Source organism: Listeria tempestatis, assembly GCF_963575625.1.
Lineage (GTDB): Bacteria > Bacillota > Bacilli > Lactobacillales > Listeriaceae > Listeria > Listeria tempestatis.
The window spans coordinates 13,975-33,313 of sequence record NZ_CAUYTK010000018.1; the positions used below are offsets into that span (position 1 = coordinate 13,975).

General features: G+C 38.4%; 14 protein-coding genes and 1 other annotated feature. Of the genes, 5 read left to right on the forward strand and 9 right to left on the reverse strand.

Annotated features, from left to right (window positions below; translation table 11 throughout):
• Positions 1 to 289 precede the first annotated feature (289 nt).
• Positions 290 to 994, forward strand: a complete 705-nt coding sequence (locus tag R8923_RS13845; RefSeq protein WP_485873347.1) for a YveK family protein — start codon at positions 290 to 292, stop codon at positions 992 to 994.
• A 64-nt stretch (positions 995 to 1,058) separates the two neighbouring features.
• Here R8923_RS13845 and serS read toward each other — a convergent pair whose 3' ends face one another.
• Both serS and R8923_RS13855 read right to left on the reverse strand, forming a co-directional pair.
• A complete protein-coding gene (serS, locus tag R8923_RS13850) occupies positions 1,059 to 2,342 on the reverse strand; it encodes a serine--tRNA ligase (protein ID WP_485873348.1) in 1,284 nt (427 codons plus the stop codon).
• A 220-nt stretch (positions 2,343 to 2,562) separates the two neighbouring features.
• Positions 2,563 to 2,784 (reverse strand) — a binding site (T-box leader).
• A 49-nt stretch (positions 2,785 to 2,833) separates the two neighbouring features.
• Complete coding sequence (locus tag R8923_RS13855) at positions 2,834 to 3,253, reverse strand: pyridoxamine 5'-phosphate oxidase family protein (RefSeq protein ID WP_485873349.1); 420 nt, start codon at positions 3,251 to 3,253, stop codon at positions 2,834 to 2,836.
• A gap of 120 nt (positions 3,254 to 3,373) precedes the next feature.
• On the opposite strand from R8923_RS13855, the gene R8923_RS13860 reads away from it, so the two are divergent.
• Positions 3,374 to 3,952, forward strand: a complete 579-nt coding sequence (locus R8923_RS13860; protein ID WP_485873350.1) for an anthranilate synthase component II — start codon at positions 3,374 to 3,376, stop codon at positions 3,950 to 3,952.
• Positions 3,930 to 5,645 (forward strand): aminodeoxychorismate synthase component I, encoded by a 1,716-nt coding sequence (pabB, locus tag R8923_RS13865; protein WP_485873351.1) that lies wholly within the window; start codon positions 3,930 to 3,932, stop codon positions 5,643 to 5,645. Before R8923_RS13860 ends, pabB begins: the two co-directional genes overlap by 23 nt.
• A gap of 788 nt (positions 5,646 to 6,433) precedes the next feature.
• Here pabB and R8923_RS13870 read toward each other — a convergent pair.
• The 6 genes from R8923_RS13870 to R8923_RS13895 all read right to left on the reverse strand — a co-directional run bounded on the left by R8923_RS13870 (position 6,434) and on the right by R8923_RS13895 (position 15,624).
• Positions 6,434 to 8,176, reverse strand: coding sequence for an alpha/beta fold hydrolase (locus tag R8923_RS13870; protein WP_485873352.1), 1,743 nt, complete (start codon positions 8,174 to 8,176; stop codon positions 6,434 to 6,436).
• Positions 8,177 to 8,413: 237 nt separating this feature from the next.
• Positions 8,414 to 8,734 carry a hypothetical protein gene (locus R8923_RS13875; RefSeq protein ID WP_485873353.1) on the reverse strand — a complete coding sequence of 107 codons (321 nt, stop codon included), beginning with the start codon at positions 8,732 to 8,734 and terminating at the stop codon, positions 8,414 to 8,416.
• A gap of 272 nt (positions 8,735 to 9,006) precedes the next feature.
• Complete coding sequence (locus R8923_RS13880; protein ID WP_485873354.1) at positions 9,007 to 9,681, reverse strand: WxL domain-containing protein; 675 nt, start codon at positions 9,679 to 9,681, stop codon at positions 9,007 to 9,009.
• Positions 9,682 to 9,705: 24 nt separating this feature from the next.
• Positions 9,706 to 12,033: a lectin-like domain-containing protein gene (locus R8923_RS13885; protein WP_485873355.1), complete on the reverse strand. Its 2,328-nt coding sequence runs from the start codon at positions 12,031 to 12,033 to the stop codon at positions 9,706 to 9,708.
• Positions 12,008 to 13,078: a DUF916 domain-containing protein gene (locus tag R8923_RS13890; RefSeq protein ID WP_485873356.1), complete on the reverse strand. Its 1,071-nt coding sequence runs from the start codon at positions 13,076 to 13,078 to the stop codon at positions 12,008 to 12,010. The genes R8923_RS13885 and R8923_RS13890 overlap by 26 nt, the downstream gene beginning before the upstream one ends.
• Positions 13,079 to 13,593: 515 nt before the next feature.
• Entirely contained in the window at positions 13,594 to 15,624 is a 2,031-nt protein-coding gene (locus R8923_RS13895; protein WP_485873357.1) for an immunoglobulin-like domain-containing protein, read from the reverse strand.
• Between the two features lie 489 nt (positions 15,625 to 16,113).
• Here R8923_RS13895 and R8923_RS13900 point away from each other — a divergent pair, with 489 nt between their 5' ends.
• On the forward strand, positions 16,114 to 18,159 hold the full coding sequence (locus R8923_RS13900) for a DUF3592 domain-containing protein (RefSeq protein WP_485873358.1): 2,046 nt from the start codon (positions 16,114 to 16,116) through the stop codon (positions 18,157 to 18,159).
• Positions 18,160 to 18,277: 118 nt separating this feature from the next.
• Positions 18,278 to 18,925, forward strand: coding sequence for a methyltransferase family protein (locus R8923_RS13905; protein ID WP_485873359.1), 648 nt, complete (start codon positions 18,278 to 18,280; stop codon positions 18,923 to 18,925).
• A gap of 58 nt (positions 18,926 to 18,983) precedes the next feature.
• Here the strand turns inward: R8923_RS13905 and R8923_RS13910 are convergent, their stop codons facing one another.
• Positions 18,984 to 19,202, reverse strand: coding sequence for a hypothetical protein (locus tag R8923_RS13910; protein WP_485873360.1), 219 nt, complete (start codon positions 19,200 to 19,202; stop codon positions 18,984 to 18,986).
• Positions 19,203 to 19,339: the final 137 nt, after the last annotated feature.

A 19,339-nucleotide genomic window follows, 5' to 3' on the forward strand; every position in this document is an offset into this window, starting at 1 on the left:
AATCCCTATAAAACAAACTGTCACATTTTCGCCCCATAATGAAGCCTATTTTTATGAAAAAACTACTAAATTGTGATTTCCGCTCTTCTCAAAATATACATAGAATGATAAAATGTAGCAGTAACTTTTCTTTGTGATAAAAATAACAAGCACATGCAAAAAACATAATAATACTTGTTTCACAAAAATATTAAAAAGTTTTACCTCTCTTCATAGCTCTACACATAACTAAAAACAACTAGAAAACACTTAGATTCATTTTTAGTGTTGCTAAAGTCTGGAGGACGCAATGGAAAACAGCTTAGATGTAAGACAACTATGGAATTATTTCAAAGAAAACAAATGGATACTCGTAATTAGTACATGCACATGCTTATTCACCATGATATTGTATCTTTACTTTTTTTCTCCCCCCGTCTATAAAAGTGAAGCAGAAGTCATTATTAATCAGGCTACTTCTGTGAAAAACCCCGCTGATGCGCAAACGGTACAAGCTAATTTACAACTTGTTAGTACATATACATCCATTATGAAGAGCCAGCGTATTTTGACACAAATTTCAAAAACAATGAATAATAAGTACTCCGTTCATGAATTACGTCAAATGGTTACCATATCAAGCCCTGCAGATTCTCAAATTATTCATGTTAATGTGGAAGGAACAAATGCAAAAGATGTCGTTAAGATTGCAAACGAAACGATTATAGCCTTCAGCAAAACCATTCCACAAATTATGAAAATCAATAATGTATATACTTTATCGCCCGCCGTTTACACGCCCGAAATGGCTCCTATCAAGCCACATAAAATTTTAATGCTCATTTTTTCAGTCGCTTTTGGATGTACTCTCGGTCTTATAATTATGTTTGTCAGAAGTTTGCTTGATACAACCATTAAGACGCCTCAGGATGTGGAACAGCATTTAGGATTAGTTGTTTTAGCTTCGATTAATCAAATAGAAATGAAAAACCCAGCCACCTCAAAAAGAAAATGACAACCTTTTAGAAAATAGAATACACAAAAAAAGCCCCTAATACATTAGGGGCTTTTTTGTGTATTTATTTAGGCGCCTCAATTTTCTCGATTCCACCCATATAGCCTTGAAGTACTTTTGGAATGCGGATAGAGCCATCTTCTTCTTGATAGTTCTCTAAAATCGCAGCGACCGTGCGACCAATTGCAAGGCCAGAACCGTTTAAAGTGTGTACAAATTCAGGCTTACCATTTAATTCGCGGCGGAAGCGGATATTGGCGCGACGTGCTTGGAATGCTTCAAAATTACTGCAAGAAGAAATTTCACGGTACGCACCATAACTTGGAATCCACACTTCTAAATCGTATTTTTTAGCTGCTGTGAAGCCTAAATCAGCCGTACACATACTAAGCACACGATACGGAAGTTCTAAGCGTTTTAACACTTCTTCTGCGTTGTTCGTCAACTTTTCAAGCGTTTCATAAGAATCTTCAGGTTTGACGAACTGGACCAATTCGACTTTGTTGAACTGGTGTTGGCGGATTAATCCGCGTGTATCGCGACCCGCAGATCCTGCTTCTGAGCGGAAGCACGCACTAAACGCCGTGTATTTGCGCGGTAAATCCTCTGCTTTTAAAATATCGTCACGGTGGTAATTCGTCACTGGGACTTCAGCTGTTGGTATCAAGAAATAATCCTCTTTTTCAACAAGAAAAGCATCTTCCTCAAACTTCGGAAGCTGACCCGTTCCCGTCATACTCATGCGGTTCACCATGTACGGCGGGAGCATCTCCTCATAGCCGTGTTCTTCGGAATGAAGGTCCATCATGAAGTTTAAAAGCGCGCGTTCTAAACGTGCACCGAGCTTTTTATAGAATACGAAGCGGCTCCCAGTTACCTTGCCGGCGCCTTCAAAATCTAAAATATCAAGGTTCGTACCTAAATCCCAATGTGCTTTTGGCTCAAAGCTAAAATTGGGGAGTTCGCCCCATTTGCGAATTTCTACATTGTCATCTTCTGTTTCACCGATTGGCGTTGATTCATGCGGAATGTTCGGGATTGCCATCAAAATGGCATTCAATTTTTCGTCAATGTCTTTTAGTTCAATGTCGAGCGTTTTAATTTTATCGCCCACAACACGCATTTCCTCAATTTTTGCATCAGCATTTTCCTTGTTGCGCTTTAAAACCGCAATTTCTTCCGAGACGGCATTACGTTCTGACTTTAGCGCCTCCGTCTCCAAAATGAGTGTACGCCTACGCGCATCTAGTTCCCCAAATTTTTCAAAATCACCTAAATCTTCGCCGCGATGTGCGAGCTTTGCTTTCACTTCTTCAAAATTGTTTCTTAATAATTTTACGTCTAACATAACTAGTCCTCCTTTATTTAAATAAGATGGTTTGTATATGTGTGTAGTCGAAAAAGGGATGCGTTACTCCTTGTATTTAGTTGGAGCTCTAAGTGCTAAAGCACTAAAACCTTGGATTAACACCTCTCTTCGATCGGTCTTATATTGGAGCTCTAAGTGCTAAAGCACTAAGAGCTCCAACAAAAAACCCCCGTCCCTTTCCTGTAATACAAACATACAGAGAAGGGACGGAGGTTGATATCCGCGTTGCCACCCTAATTGAGATTGTGAAAATCTCCAGCTTCATTTGGATTTAACGGCTCCAACCGGAATGACTTACTAACAAAAAGTGTTCCACCATTCACTCCAAGACGGATTCGCAAATTTTTGTTACAGGTTTCCACCAGCCACCTGCTCTCTTTTAAACAAAAAATTTGGTACTAATTCTTGTCAACGTTTTCTTTTATCAATGTAGTTGTATTCTAAACCATTCAAGAGGATTTTTCAAGCCTTTAAATTAAATCCAGTACTTCTGGTTCCTCCGTGGGAAGATCAAACAAGCGAATCTGCTCTGGAATGATTTTCAGCACCGTAAACCCAGGTTGCCTTTTATCCACCCATTCTGAGTTGATTTGGTTCCAAATATCTTCCACTACCGCCTCATTTTGTTCCACAACAACACGCCCATTAAATTCGACAAACGCCGTTTTCACATTTTCTCCCCAGTAGCCAATTAGTACACAAACATGTGGATTGCGCTTAACTTCGTCCAATTTCGGAAGCGTATTTAGCGTTGCTGTATAAAGCGTCAACCCTTTATGAAAAAAAGTCATATATCTAGCGTGCGGATATTTATCCTTCACAGAAGCCATAACGCCGATTTTATGATCCTCTAGCACATTTAGAATTCGTTCTTCTAGCTCATTTCGCATCTCTATCCCTCCAAAATGTTAGTTTTTTATTTCATTCCACCACAACAAAAATTTCAAACTTCACTTGTGTAAGCTTATTTAATTTGCTATAAAAGAAATAGTAACGAAAGGGGGATTTCGATGTTACTCATTATTGACCACCATGATTCATTTACATATAACTTATACCAGTATTTTTTAGAGCTAAAAGCAGAAGTTGATATCGTCTTTTCAGAAAACCTACCTGATGCTGCCCATTTAAATCATTATGATGCCATTATTTTATCACCCGGACCCGGAAAACCGACCGATTACCCAGAGACGCTAGCTTTTATCGAGCGCTTTTTTGATAAAAAACCCATTTTTGGGATTTGCTTAGGGCATCAAATGCTCGGCACATTTTTCGGTGCACGTGTTGTTTCTGCCCCCGAAATTGTTCATGGCAAAACCAGTACCATCACACATAATAAAACGCGTTTATTCCGTAGTTTGCCACACACGTTTGATGTTGCGCGTTATCATTCGCTTGCGGTAACTGGTGTAAAAAGCCCGCTAATTGAAACGGCTTGGACAGAAGACGGCGTTTTAATGGCGACAGAACACGTGGCACTTCCCATTTTTAGCGTACAATTCCACCCAGAAGCCATTTTATCGGAACATGGGCATCCTATTTTAAAAAATTTTTTAGAGGTGGCTTATGGCGAATCAGTTGCGTTTTGATTTCGAAGAGCAAACATTATGTTTTAGCGAACCAAAGGAAATTTTAACGGCTTATACATATCAGGAAGTCGAAACTGTTTTTGAGCAAGCGGAAAAGCGGCGGAAAGAAGGCTATTATATCGCGGGCTTTGTGAGCTACGAGGCGGCTCCTGCCTTCAATAAACATTTGAAAACCTTTTATGCGGACGAAAAATTGCCACTCGTTTGGTTTGGGGTATTTCTTTCGCCGGTTTCAAATTTCGAGGTGCCTTCCCGTGTAAAGCCGGCTTTTGCGTTTACCGCAGATATGACTTTCAAAGAATATCAATCACGCATTGCGCGCATTCGCGCGGAAATTGCGGCCGGAAACACCTATCAAACAAACTTCACGCTACGCCTAAACAGCCCTGTGCTGGCTGGATTCGAGGCGAGTTCTGCGTACATGCATTTTCGGGAACAAAGCGCCGCAAGGTACACGGCAATGCTTACAACGTCCACACATCAAATTCTCTCTGCTTCACCTGAGCTTTTTTTCAAGGTGGAAAAGGGGAACGTGACGACGCGGCCGATGAAAGGCACGATTCGACGGGGTGACACGGCAGAATTAGATGCGGCGAGACGGAATTTTTTGGCGAACGACGAAAAAAACCGTGCGGAAAACGTCATGATCGTCGACTTGCTGCGAAACGACCTTGGCCAAATTGCGCGCCCGGGTTCGGTGCGTGTGCCGCGTTTATGTGAGCTTGAACCGTATCCTACGGTCTGGCAAATGACATCGACGGTTACAGCAGAACTTGCGGCGAAGAAATCCCTTTTTGAAATTTTCGAGGCACTCTTTCCGTGTGGTTCGGTTACGGGGGCGCCGAAAAAAAGCACGATGGATTTCATTGCCGAGCTCGAAACTTCGGCGCGCGGAGTCTACTGCGGCGCAATTGGGTTCGCGAAGCCAGATGGGGACATGATTTGGAGTGTGCCAATTCGGACGGTTCAAATTGATTCTGCGGCAAACACGGCACGCTACGGAGTTGGTGGCGGTATCGTTTGGGATTCTGACGCAAAAGCAGAATTTGCAGAAATTGAAGCGAAATCGGCTGTTCTAGCAGATGCTTTCCCACCCGTCGAATTAATTGAAAGCATCCGACTTGAAAACGGGGAATTAAAGCGGCTTCATGCTCATTTGGATCGTTTGGAAAAAAGCGCACAATTTTGGCAGTTGCCATTTGAGCGTTCTGCCGCTCGCACGCTCTTACTGGCAGCTGCTGCTGAACATGCAAATGGCGTATTTAAATTCCGAGCTGAGCTAAAGCAAAACGGGGAATTTATTTTTGATATACAGGAAATAAGTTCTAAGACACCCATTTGGACAGCCAAAATTGCCACAAAACCACTCGCACAAAATGTGTTTTTAGCGCACAAAACGACCCGCCGCCAAATGTACGAGGAGCTTCGCGAACCAGATGTCACGGAAACTTTGCTTTATAACGAAAGAAGAGAGCTCACGGAATTCATCTCTGGAAATCTCGTTTTGGAAATCGGCGGAAAACTTGTAACGCCTCCGCTTTCATGCGGCCTCCTTCCTGGGGTCTTTCGGCAGACGCTACTTCAGACAGGAGAAATCGCTGAACAAATTTTAACTTTTGACGATTTAGAGCTAGCAACACGTATTTTTTTGACAAATAGCGTCCGAGGATTTGTGGAAATTGAATTAAGATAATAAACGGCCGTAAATAGTAGGAAAAGGCTTAAAAAGACGTATCCCGATGAAAAGCCGCATGCCCTTTACAAGAATCAAAAGCTATTCCTTAAACGAGCATATTCGTATTTTGTCATAATCACACAACTTTTAAATAAAGGCAAGATAGGGCTGCTGTCAATTTGGAAAAATAACTAGAAAGAAAAAGACCGTGGACATTTTTAAACTCCACGGTCTTTTTAATCACATGTTTCTTCTATACAGCTGAAGTATTTTATATTGAGCCCTATTTTAGGGGACAGGTTAGTTAAATTTTAAGTTTTTCTAAGACAAAGTTTTTGAGCGCATATTCCATCCTATCATTGGAACTTCCAAATACCTCCATCACTTCCCCAAAAGTCTTATCAACTAATTGATACTCCAAACTTTCACTGTTTCAAACATACCAAGAAATATCATCATGCGCATAGAATAAGTATTTTTGATTATCTTCTACATCATTCCAAGCTATATTATTAAAAATACTATCTAAGTTGGCTTTTGTAGGTTTGATACCATTAACAGATTGTAAGCTATTATTTACACTGAAAACCCATTTTCTAGTCAATAGAAAATGGGTTTCCCTGGTTAATTATTTTCTTCTTTTCAAGAGATTAAACTCGCTTGTTTTTAATACATTGAAAGCATTTATAATGAGCATCATAACAATATAACACTGACAACTTTTTATTCTTCCTCTTATTGGAAAATCAAATTATAGCCCAAGCTATAAAGGGGGTGATTTTTTATCAAAAGTTTACTTGAAGCAATTAAATACCGAATAAAGAATTAATAATCGACCAAATCCAACTCCAAAAATCCTGTTCTGTATCAGTCTCTTCTGTGCTAGATTTTTCAACTATCATTTTTGTTGCTGCAGATTCATTCAAAGATATGTCAGTAGCTGTAATAAATAATTCTTGAGATGCTTTTAGATTCGATATGGATATGCTAAAATTGCCCTTACTATCTGTTACTCCACGAGCAATTATATCACCCGCACTATTCTTAACGGATATTTTAGCATGAGGTTCAGCCTGACCTGTTATATTTTTAGTAGTATCATATATTTTATTTACGACTGGGAGAGCAGGCGGCGTTTTATCCTCAATGATTACTTTTGTTGGTTTACTTTTAAGACCGTTTTTTTCAATCGTCACAATGACACTGGCCCCTGAAGGTAATGGTTCTACAGAAATAGCAAAGACTCCTGTATTTGAAACAGTTCCATGATACTCTTGTAAGACTTGACCGGATTTTTCTTGTACTACTATTGTATATGCGGCATTTTTCGATGCTTCACCAGATATCACTCTCGCTCCGCTTTCTAAATCACGAAGTTTGGCAGGTTCTGGGCGCATATTTTCTACATTTTTTAAGAAAGATGTGATTTTATTTTTATATAAGGCAGGTTGAACATTATAAGCTCCCACATGTTCGGCACCTTGTACTAATAAATAGTCTTTATAACCTTTTCCAGCATTTTTGTAAAGTATATCTAAGGAAATGGGGGGGATAAACCAGTCAGCCTCACCATGTATAAATAACTTTGGTAATGTTGACTTAGTGACACTGTTTAAGGGTGAAACTTGATATAAATCAAACCCAAGAACAGGTTTTATTTGTCGTTCATTTAAAATTTGAATTAATCGATTTTCTTCATTATTCCAATCTATTTCATTAAGAAGAGGTATATATTCGAAATATTGCGTCAATAAGTGCAATGTATCTTTTAATTGTTGCTCAAGTGAATAATAGCCGCTATCTTCAATATAGGCTTTTACATTTTTGTGAGGAGTTTCTTGTGAGAGCATTGTGGTTGCAGCTCCCATAGACGCTCCGAATAAAATAATTTCTTGGTGTGGCTTTAGGCTAACTTCTTGATCAATCCATTTATTTAAATCTTGCTTTTCATAATAGCCAAAGGTAATATAGGTTCCCTCACTTTGGTTATGAGAACGAGTATCTGGTAAAAGTATGTTATAGCCTAAGTCGGAAAATAATTTAGCCTGTTCATAGATAGCGTTTGACGGTGCTCTATAGCCATTATGTACAATAATTGTTTCATCCGAATTATTATCTATATAGGTTCCTACTAATTTAATATTCGTTTTGGTTATTTCATCATAAACAGTTAAAGTTCTTGATTTTTTATTTTTCAGTAAATTAAACCAATTATTTATTTCACTAGTATTAGAACTGCCTCCTATACTTGCGATTAAACTGAAAAGGGGATTCTCCCTCTTAAATGCAAAATCAAAAGCTAAATCCACTAATGCATTTTCGACTTCATTTCCAACAATAGTACGCTTTTTATTCTGTAATTTCTTGGTTAATTCTTGGTTAATTTCATTAACAATTTCTTGTTTTTGGGGTGAGAGTTCTTCTATCTTTTTATTTGCGGACGAAAAAGTCTCTTTTGAAGTTGCTTGATGATTATCTACTTCCGCAAATGCAGTGGTTGGTACTATGAATAACAATAAGCTACACAAACAAAATATTTTTTTAAACATTTAATTCCTCCTCTTAATATGAAAGTTCTTTGAATGCTCGAGCCTTTTCATTTTAGCATTTTTTTGCCTGATTTAATGTGACGTTTTTTAGAAGTATTTTGAAAAAAAGGGGGTAAAAGTACACATTAATCTATTGACAACGTTTGTAATATTCAATAAAACCATTTATGGTGGTTAGATGATAAAATGAAAAAGAGGAATAGCGTAATCATTTCTAGTCCATTTTGAACATCTCTTTCAAATTTCGGAAACAAACCCGTGAGTCGCCGTGTTTTTTAATATTGGCTTTCTTTTGACTTCTCTTTTTAAAGCATAATGCTTCCGAACCACGCCAAATGTATGGTCGGGCTCTTCAAAAATACATATGATTTGTTGTGCCAAGTATTCGTTCTCTTTTTCTTTGTTAGCTTTTATTTTATAAGGACCTAGCTCATTTTCTCCAACTTTAGCACAAGAGAGATTGTTTTCTTTCGCTTCTAAGTTTCTAGGTTTTTTCGTTTCAAGCACTTCTTTCATGATAAATATTCTCTTTTCGAAGCTTGTTTTATTTATAGTCATACAAAAACACTCCCCATAAAATCACTAGATTTTTTGTTTTCTAGTGCCTATTTTATGGGGTGTATATCATATTTCAGTATGTTTATTTTTTCACCTATTCAATTGAAACCACTTTTTTCTAGGTTAAATTCATTCCTAGATATTTGCAGATGGCTGATTGTATCTGCTCAAGCGAGGAATCAAGGATTTACATTTGTTACCTATAGGCAATCGCGTGTAGGTTATTAAAACATGATTCTCGCCCAACCCATTTCAAAAATTCGTACCTATCCTCATTCTGGTGCGTTGTTTAACGACCAAGTCAACGTACTTGTATAAGATCCAACTTTATTACCAGATGGAATAGTTAATGTAACAGAATTTGTGCCCGTATTTGTCTTGAACTTCCCTTTCCACGATCCCATACCGCTATCAGCAGCTGCAGTCATGATCGTTTTCGCAGAGGTATCACTTGTTCCAAATGTTTGTGTAGCCCCTGTTGGCAAGCCAGATGTATTCGTTTCATCAACAGCTTCTGGTAATACTTGTCCGATTGTTAAAATCGTCCCTATTAATGTTTTTGTTTCATCTTCATTATTTTTAAAAGATGATGCACTCAGCTTCAATGTCCAGCCAGCGCCCGAACCACGATTATCCGATATCTGTACGAATGGATTCGTATTTTGATCTGTTAATACAAGTTTAGAACCCCCTACTTCCGCTTGACCAAATAAAAAGTTTGGCACGTAGTCAATACTTAGCGGACCTTTATTGCCTGTCTCCTTACCATCTCCTGGTTGAATAGGTTCATTAGGATCAACTGGTGTTACTCCTTCTCCTGCTGTAATAAGCTGTACAGTCCCCGTTGTGCTAGCAGTTGATGTTTCTACTGCCAGCGCAGTACTGCCAACGTTTGCAACTACAGTAAAGCCAATTAGCGTCCCTGCTATAATCAATTCTTTTTTCATTATACTATTTCTCCTTTTTATAAATTACGGCGCCTCAATGATTTGCCATTCAATCGCAGCCCGATAATCATCTGCGTATGCCCACGAAAAGAGCTGTACATAAAATCCTGCTGTTCCTTCTTGATTTAAAGCTATCCTTCCTTCTTGACCAGCCGCTACATCTAAAATCGTATTTCCAGCAGTATCAATTTGAATTCTTTCACCTTGATCATTTTGATAGTAAAACGTTTCAGGTGGCAATATGTGCCCTGCTTGGCTAACAAACCCTGTTGTCTCACCCTCTACAAGTGCAGTTAATTTAGCTTGTAGACGCCAACTTGATTTTTCAAGACGCGTATCTTCAATCGTAACCGGACCAATACTGGTCACTTTCGAGGCGGTAGTTTGTTGCGGAATAATCGCATCGATGGAAAAATCTTCGGGAGCTTGTTGAAATGCAATTTTACCATCAACTAAAATCGACTGTTGACTTGGAGCGGATGTATGCTGTTCCGCATCCACAGCATATACTTGCACTGTATGGGAACCGTAATCTAGATCTGCTGTATTGACTGTCCATTCGAAGCTTTGCGTCTCTCCTAATATAGGATTTTCTTTTGAACCAAGTTCAACTACTGATGCATCATCAATCTGATAAAAGAATTGCACTTGTTCGCTGTCTAAATCATGCCAATCCACTTTAAAAGTTGCATCACCTCCCTTCAGTATTTTATTTGTTTCATTCAATAAAGTAAGCTGTACGGCTGGTGCAAACTTTTTCAATAGTTTTTTCGTGATTATTGCCGTCTGTCCCATTAGATTTTCAGCTGTTACTTGGAAAGTATGCTCCCCATCGCTCAAGCTATCGATTTGTGCTTTAGTGAGCGTATAGAGCCAATCCCCATCTGTATTCGTACCATCAACCGTCTCTGTTTTGACCGTTGTACCGTCAATCGCATATGTCAATATCAGTTTGCCTTGGTTAGGATCGTGGAACGTACCATCAATAGTTTTCATCTCATCTGTATCGACGACTGGTACATCAGCTGTTTCTGTAAAGGTCAATACAGGAGGGAGATTTTGAGCCGGAATGAGTTCAAAAGGGGCAGCTTGATAAACAGCATTATCACCTTTAAATTCACTATTTAGATAAATAGCAGTGTTCGGCGTTTCAGTCGCGTAATGTCCTTCATAGCTGATTGCAATTTTACTTGGAATTTCACCACTCAAATCTAAATCTGGACTAATACCATCACTTGGAAATTGCAAAATACCATCCGTCCATGCTGAGTCTTCCATTTTATAAGAATCCAAAGCCATTTCGCCGAAATAGGGCGTTACAGTGATGGAGCCAGTATCTAAAATAAAATTTGGGTCATTCATCAAAGTAGCCCTAATGTTTTTCCAAGTTTGTTTACCATCAATATATTCAACCGAATAGGTCAACCGGACTTTTTCACCTACATGGATGGCATCACCAGAACTCATTTGTTTGTTGCGCGTGAGATTTTGAACAGTGATTTGTGGGTCGGCCTCAACTAAAAAGGGAACTTTCTGGAAAACAACTTTTTGCGGAGCGGAGTATGTACCAGTCGCTCCTGTAAATCCCCAAAGCACAGAGGTATTATGTGACAATACATTTGTATAAAATTCCTCGTACGGAACATCTACTACCTGTGTATCATCAATGATGTACTGTAATTTTTCTTTTTCAGCATCCCAGTTCACATCCAACTTGATCCACTTATCGCTTGTAAGCAAATAACTGATTGGATTGTAATGGCTGATATTGCGTTGTGTTTGGAACCAAGACCACCAAGAGCTATACTGCGTCAAATCTCCCGGCCAGAGGTAAGCGATGTGTTGCCCTTGGTTTGTTGTCGGCAAACCTTGATCATACCAACCATCCGCGTCCGCTTGGTTGTTGAACAAGTCAAATTCAATTGCAAAACTATTTGGAATTCCAATTGAATTTTCATCACGTTGATTTCCTAAATAACCAATCGCTGATGCGCCGTAGGTGAACCATTTTGGTGTTTCATTATAAGCTTGGAAAACGAGCGCCATCCCGTCCCCCACTTCATTTACTTGTGGACCGAAATATAAATAACTTGTCAAACTAAAATTTTTCTTAAAATCTAACAAGTTTTTTTCTGTACTCCAAATAGAACCGATGGCATTGCCCTGATTAGGTGTAATGGTAACAACACCATCACTACCTACCGACGAAGTACTTTCTGACTTGATTTCAAAAAGCCCCGTCAAATCTTGTACGTGTGTTGGTGGCACTGCCGCTGCACTAGTACGAACTGCTGGCATGAATATCATCATAAAAACAATTAATACACTAAATTTCTTGATTATTTTCCCCATGCTTTCTTCTCCTTCTAAATAACACGATTGCAGCAATAATTAGCAGAATGCCGATTGCAATAATAACAGCTTTTAAAACGGGACTGAATGTGTCTTCCAAATCCGTTTGTTCCTTAACTTGATGAATCTTATTAGCAGAAATAGTAAATTTTTTGCTAAAATTCCACGTTTTTCTATCGCCTGTGATAGTTAATTCATAGATATATTCACCTGGCGGAAAAGCCTTTAACCGAACACCTTCTAGTAAGCGATACTTTGAGTCTGGTGCCATTGAAAATATTTTGGGAGATATGGTATGGACAACACGTCCGTTTTTCGTCTTAATCGCCCCCATCAATTCATAATGCGAAATAATACGAGATGCTTGGTTAATAAGATTCACTTGGATGTTCGGTGCATGATTCCATTCCTTCAATTGCGGCTCACCAAGAATAAACTTTTGTTTCACTGGTTGGTCTTTTTCACTAAGTTTACACCCTATAACATATGCATAACGATTCTCGATTGTGACACCTGATTTTTCAGATTTCCCGTTGTCAACTTGCTTCTCTTGAATGTAAAACCCACCAAGGATTACACCGCTAAACAATTGTTTTGGCATCTCAATATAGTACTGGACTATTCTTGTTTCGCCCGCTTGTAATGTTACTTCCTTATCACCCGTTACAAGTTCTTCAAACGAATAGGTTAACGATTCAGCCAATTTACTTTTTTTATCACCACTGTAATCAATATTGCCACCTGTTCCAGTCCTTGCTGTATTTGCATTGACTGATAGCGTAAGTGGTTGATTAGACGTATTATGCATTTTCAATTCGACTTTTTCTATTTTCCCTGGTTCAACACGTAAATCGTAGTAAGAGACGTCATCGTTAATTTGTTGTGGTGATTTAATGATTTCAATATAATAAGGCATTTCTGTCTTAGTATTCGTTGCCTCAATGAGTTTTGGAAATAAGAGGCAAGAAACTGCCACAAATAACAATGTCACAACAAAGATAACGATTGACAAAGTTATACGGCGATATGTTTTTTTAAATTGCATATTTATTTTCCTCCCTTTTCTTGTGATTCTATATAAAGCATTGTTTTGCCTAATATGAAACGGTACATGTATAATGATAAATTAATTACATGCTGCTTTTGTCCTTTTACTCCACAAAATTAGCACTTTGGGTAAAAAAGCAGAGTTTGATATGAATATTTTTTAGCAGAAGATACTATTCTGCATCGTAAGTTTATTGAAACTAGCATTTTAGAACCCATACCTCTTCCAATTGATGAGTCCACCTCAAATGAAAACCATCCTGGGACATCTCTCAAAAAGTATGAAATGGCAACTTAACCAAAGATGGGCATATGAACACTTTTGTTAATCTAAACTATGTGGCACAGCCAACAAAAAATTAACCCTATCAATTTCTGAGTGTTAGTACTCTTGAAACTACAATATGAACATATTAAATAATTTTAAGCCCGTAATGAAAAATAAAAGAACCGAAGACCAAGTAATTGTGCCATTTTTAGAAATGGGCACTGCTTGATTTTCAGTTCTTTTCTTTAATTATGTTTCTTATTTGTTTTTATTCTCAAAGTTAGGCTAGCAAGGACTAGCGTAAGTCCAGCTAAAATTAGAAGCGGAGAATTCGTATCTCCTGTTTTCGGTAAACTTGTCGCTTGTTTCTCAACCGGGCTTTTCATTACAACTTTTTCATTGGTTGGCGTTACTTTTATATTGCTTGTTTTTTCATTTGGTGGCGCAACGTTTATGTTGTCCACTTGTTCATTTGGTGGCACTGGTTGATTTTTCTCAGGAGGTAATGGTTGTAAAAGGGGTTCTTTTACTGTCACGGTAATGGTTTTTTCAATTGTACGTCCGCCTGTATTTTCCACTGCATAGGTTACGCCGTACACGCCAGCTTGTGATGTATCGACGTTTGTTTCCTGTACGCGGATAGCGCTTGTCAAATCGCCATCAGTAGAGTCATTTGCAGTTGCGTACTCAAGCGGATCGAACGCATCGCCGACATATAATTCCACGTCACTAGCATCAATTGTAAGGTCGCGCACTGTCACATATACCGTCTTTTCTACACTGTCGCCGTCTTTATCCGTCACACTATATTTAATCGGATATTTTCCAACCTCATGAAGGTTCACCGCACTATCATCGACAACAATCTGGTCTGTAATATCACTTGCGTCATCGGGATCTGTCGCTTGAACACCTTTCATTGGGTCAAAACTTTCGCCAATATAGACTTCACTATCGAACGCCTCAATTACTGGTGCTAACGAATTTGTCACAATTACATTGAATGCGCTTTGAACAACTGCATTTTCCGTTCCATCATATCCAAAAAAGCCATTCATATTCGTTACCCTAACTGAGACGGGATAGATGCCCGGAACATCCCAGTTCACATTGGAACTATCCGCGGAAAATAGCATATCATCTTGGTGATAAAGACGAAATTGCGTTAAATCGCCTTCAAAACTGTCATAGGCCTTTGTTACACCTTGCCTGAGGTTTGGTATCGCATCTCCAATACGATAATAAATATCTTCTGTTTCAACAGCTATCGATTCTTTGATTTTCCTAAGTTGCTTATTATTTGCATTCTCGTAAATATATTGAATGCCACCAATGACTTCATCGCTGCCTTCAAAGCTATACCATGCATAGTCACCTGGATTAGATGTAGCAGGATCTGATGATCGTAGTACAAAGCTTGTATAATAACGCTCTTCAGGGTCATTAAAATGCATGTAGTTAACATCTGTTCGAGTCACTTTGTCAAATTCATAGTAACCGTTTTGATCTGTTATCGTTTGTCCGATTAGGTTACTATTTACATCGTATAAAAAGACTTTAATTCCACTTACATTAGGATCATTTGGTGCAGGTGAATTAAATGACCCTTTAACGCCATGCTCCGTTGTTAAACGTTCAAATGCTTGACCGTAAATCTTAGGGTCTTTGAAATACACAGTCGGCACGTAAGACATATCCGATGTATTTGTACGATTGTCATCGCGCCCGGTTGCAAAATACTGACCTTCCGCCTGATGTCCCGTTGTTTGATTAAAATCAGCCTCTAGTAATGTTGATTTCTCAACACTTTTCGCATTAAAAGATAGTTTCACTCGTTGCGTCGTGGTATCCCAGTTCACATCTTGAGTTACTTCATACCTTATCCAACGATAACGATTATTTTCACTAGGAGTACCTGTTTCAAAATTCACACCATCATTTGAATATTCTACCTTCACATCCGCGGGCGTGATACCCCCTGTAGTCACAATTTCAGGCGCACCAATCAATTCGATTTTTCCATTTTTATCCAAGTGAATGGTTTGTCCCCATGTTTTATAATTTCCTGTCATGTTCATTTGCGCTTCATACGTCAATGTATCATCGTCTGTATAAGGGAAAAAGGTAAGCGCTTTATTGGTCGGGCTGGTAGATACTTTCGATTTTACGGTTAGTCCTGCTCCGTAGCTCCCAGATGCTGCTTCCGCTGAAAAAGAGGATGGGAGTAGTAACACTAAAATGCTAAAAATACTCACTAAACTAATAAATTTTTTCATGATATTCTCCTCAAAAGTATTAAGTCAACACCTAATATATCGACTTTGTGACAAATTAGCAATCTATTTTTATGCTACTGTATAATAGACTACACATATTTTTTAGACAAACTGATTGAGGCAACAAGACTAATGATAAATGTGTCTATTTTGTGAACATTTAACCCAAAACTTATTGTTTCACCCAAAAATTGGTATTTTTTACACTTTTTCGGATATTCATTTTGTTTGTAAGAGTGATTTTCTATCGACTAAGAACATCGAAATAGACTACACATATCTTATGCTATAATAGTAAGCGAATTTATACCTATTCGAACTGCAACCAAGGGGGCGTTTTTTATTAAACGGTTATCAGTTATATTTTTTTTCATACCTGTCATTATACTTTCTATTAGTGTCTATAATGGATATCGAGACTATCAAGCTAGTCAAAAAGAAAATTTAAAAGAGGCTAACCATCTGCTTTTATTTGACAAAGGGAATAAAATGCTAGTCGTACCAGACAATGACAATCTAGTTGCGAATTTATATGACGTTAAAGAGAAAACCATTGAAAAAACTTTCTCTTTCGATTCTGATATTTTTAAACAAGCCATCCCAAGTTATCAAAATGGCACATTTGTTATCGCAACAAAAACGAAAGATAGCGAGCTTCAACTTCATCAAATTGATGCAAGCGGCAACTTGAAAAACATCCTTTCACAAAAAATCATGATGGATGGCTTTTTAGAAAGCAATAGTTATCCTTACCGTAATCGTCTTGTGCTTGAAGCACAAAATAATGCTGATTCATATTATATTCAAGTACAAAACGGGAAAGCGACTACTTTAAATTTAGCTAGTGACAAGCGCCTTCCTGCAAGGCCAACAAATATTTCCCTAAATTACGGGGTGAGCGCAAACTTTTTACCGACTTGGCGAGTGTATTTAAAAGATGATTCCACCGTACAATTAAGTGGTATTTTAAATACAAAAAATACGTATTCCATCACAAATGAAACGAGTGAAGTATCTATCCAAAAATCATTTTTAGCAGATACTGGACTAAGCAAAAACCAATTACTCGGGGTTAATACTTCATACCCTAAAGAAATTTACCATCTAAGCCCCACTGATTTTCATGCCAGCGAAAAACTTGCGACGCCAAAACCACTTTATCAAGCACTCATTTTCCCACTAAATTCAAAAGAAAGTTTACTCATTGGTTCAAGCACACAAGACGAGGAACAAGGTGGCATAACCGCATATTTATATAATGAAATAGATGGTGCTCTAACAGACGTTAGCCCACTTTTTGAAAAAGCAAATTACAAAGACTTAGCCGATACAAACGCGCTTTTTTATAAAGTCGAAAACGAGAAAGAGCTATATTACGACGGAGCGGGCAAAACAACTGGCATGTTCGATTTGGCAACAGGTAAAGCGAGCATCATTGAAGCGGCAGATGTTAGTTCGTGGCCTCAAAAAACAACTACCAAATTAGGCGCATTCGTTCAATTTCTAAAAGAGCATCCAGCGCTGGCTATCAATTGGTTTGTTTGGCTTTTCATTCCGCTTATACTGCTTTTAGTAATTGTTTTCAGGAAACTTTTCTTTGCGTTTAGACGTAAGAAAAATAAAGAGGGCACTGTTATTTTGCCCGCTACAATTTTGTCCGCAAACGAAACCGGCGTCTATATTAATAATCAGCCTAGAGTTCGTTTTTTACTGCGCTTTCTCTACAAAGGCAAAGAAAAAGAACTTGAGGTTCACCGTGTTGTTTCGGTCCTTTCTCAAATTCAGGTTGGGCAGCAAGTGATGATTCACTATAATCCGAAGAAAAATAAAGCTATTTTCATGGATGAGGCTGATATGACGGAAGGCGCCACAAAAGAAGTGCGCGTTCCAAGTGCCACACTTACTGCTGTGCTTTCATTTGGAGCGGCAAACCGCGGGACAGCTGTTGAACTTGAGTTGAAAGCAAATGGTAAAGTGTACCGCGTTCCTGCCACCGAGCCAGAAGGATTTCGTTTTGAAATCGGCAAACTAGCAGAATTAATTGAAGTGGGCGGTGTTACCCGTTTGCTCGCATATAACACCACATATGAGAAAAATGATAATATCACGCTAAACGCTACTGTTACAGCTATTAAGCCTCTTTCGGCAACGGTTTTGGGACGCAAATTGACTCTACTTGACTTAAGCGTTCAAGCAGGCAATACGAGTTTTCCAATCCAAAATAGCCAATTTATACCTGAAACGATACCATTACAGGTCGGGATGGTGCTTCCAATCAGTTTCACGCAGGAAGACTTTTCTCTAAGAAAAAGATTAAGCCAAGCAAAAGAAGGCTCCGCCGTTATATCTTCCGTGAACTATCTCGGCTACACAAGAAGCGAACGACCTGTCGCACGTGTTGAACTTGACATAAAAAGCCGCCGCTATACTTACATCGGAACTATCGAGCCCACCGCAAGCCCCCGTTCTGGTGACGCTGTTTGGGTACAGTATGATGAATCACACGGTGATGCTATTATCATTCGCTATAGCTAAAAAATTCGCAGGTTTCTAGAAAATAGCTGTATTTGCTTTTAGAACCTGCGAATTTATTTTTAACCAGTGAGTTATGTTAGAATAAAAGAATATCAATAAAAAAAGGAGTGAAGCAGGTATGTATGGTATCCATCAAAAAACGCCTGGTGCAAAAATTTTTATCTTCATCACCCAGCTTATTTATCTAGTCTTGGCGTTTTTTATCCTCTATCAAGATACTACTTTAAGTAGCTATATACGTTATACGATTATCATTTTCCTACTAATTACTTTCCTTCGCTTAAATGCGATGCTTTTTATCTGGTTACCACGCGGAATTAGCTGGAAAGAGGCCACTGGGAATAGTTTGGCATTTGCCATTTACTACATCGGTTTCCCCTTATTCACTGTATTCAGTCAGACTAGTTCCAATGTCACCATGTATATTACAGGGATAATCCTCTTTGTAGCCGGCAGTCTGATTAACACACTTTCTGAGTTGTTACGAAAACCATTCAAAGCTGACCCTTCAAACAAAGGCAAACTGTATACTGGGGGGTTATTTAAATACGCCATCCACATTAATTATTTTGGAGATATATTATGGGTAGCAGGATTTTCATTAGTTACTTTAAATGTTTGGGCCCTTTTTGTTCCGTGTTTCTTGTTCCTCATGTTTGTCTTCTCTTACATCCCAAACGCCGACAAATATTTACTCCAAAAGTACGGCTCTCAATTTGAGAATTACCAAAAGCACACAAAGAAGCTTATTCCTTTTATTTGGTAAAAATATAACTATTCTTTGCATATAAAAAAGCAGATATTATATCTGCTATAGTAGCCTTTTAACCAGTATGGGTTGCGTTTCCTTCCTGTGCTGGTTTTTGATTGGATTCTTTTTTTCCGTAAATCCCTCTTCGTAGCCGCTGAATACGCCCCTCCTGAACAAGTATTTGCAGATGATAACGTACAACTCCTCCAAATGCAACTTCTAATTCTGCTGCTCGTACAGGACCATTCATTTCCACAAGCTTTTGGATTTGTTTCAATTCCTGCCTATCCATCTCATCTTCCCTTTCTCTAAAGGATCTTATTATTCCGTTGACTATACCCGCTTTTTAATCAATGTAACAATAAACAGAAAAAAATAATGCCACAAAATATTTTCGAATAGCGCACGCAAATAAGCATTTTATGATGC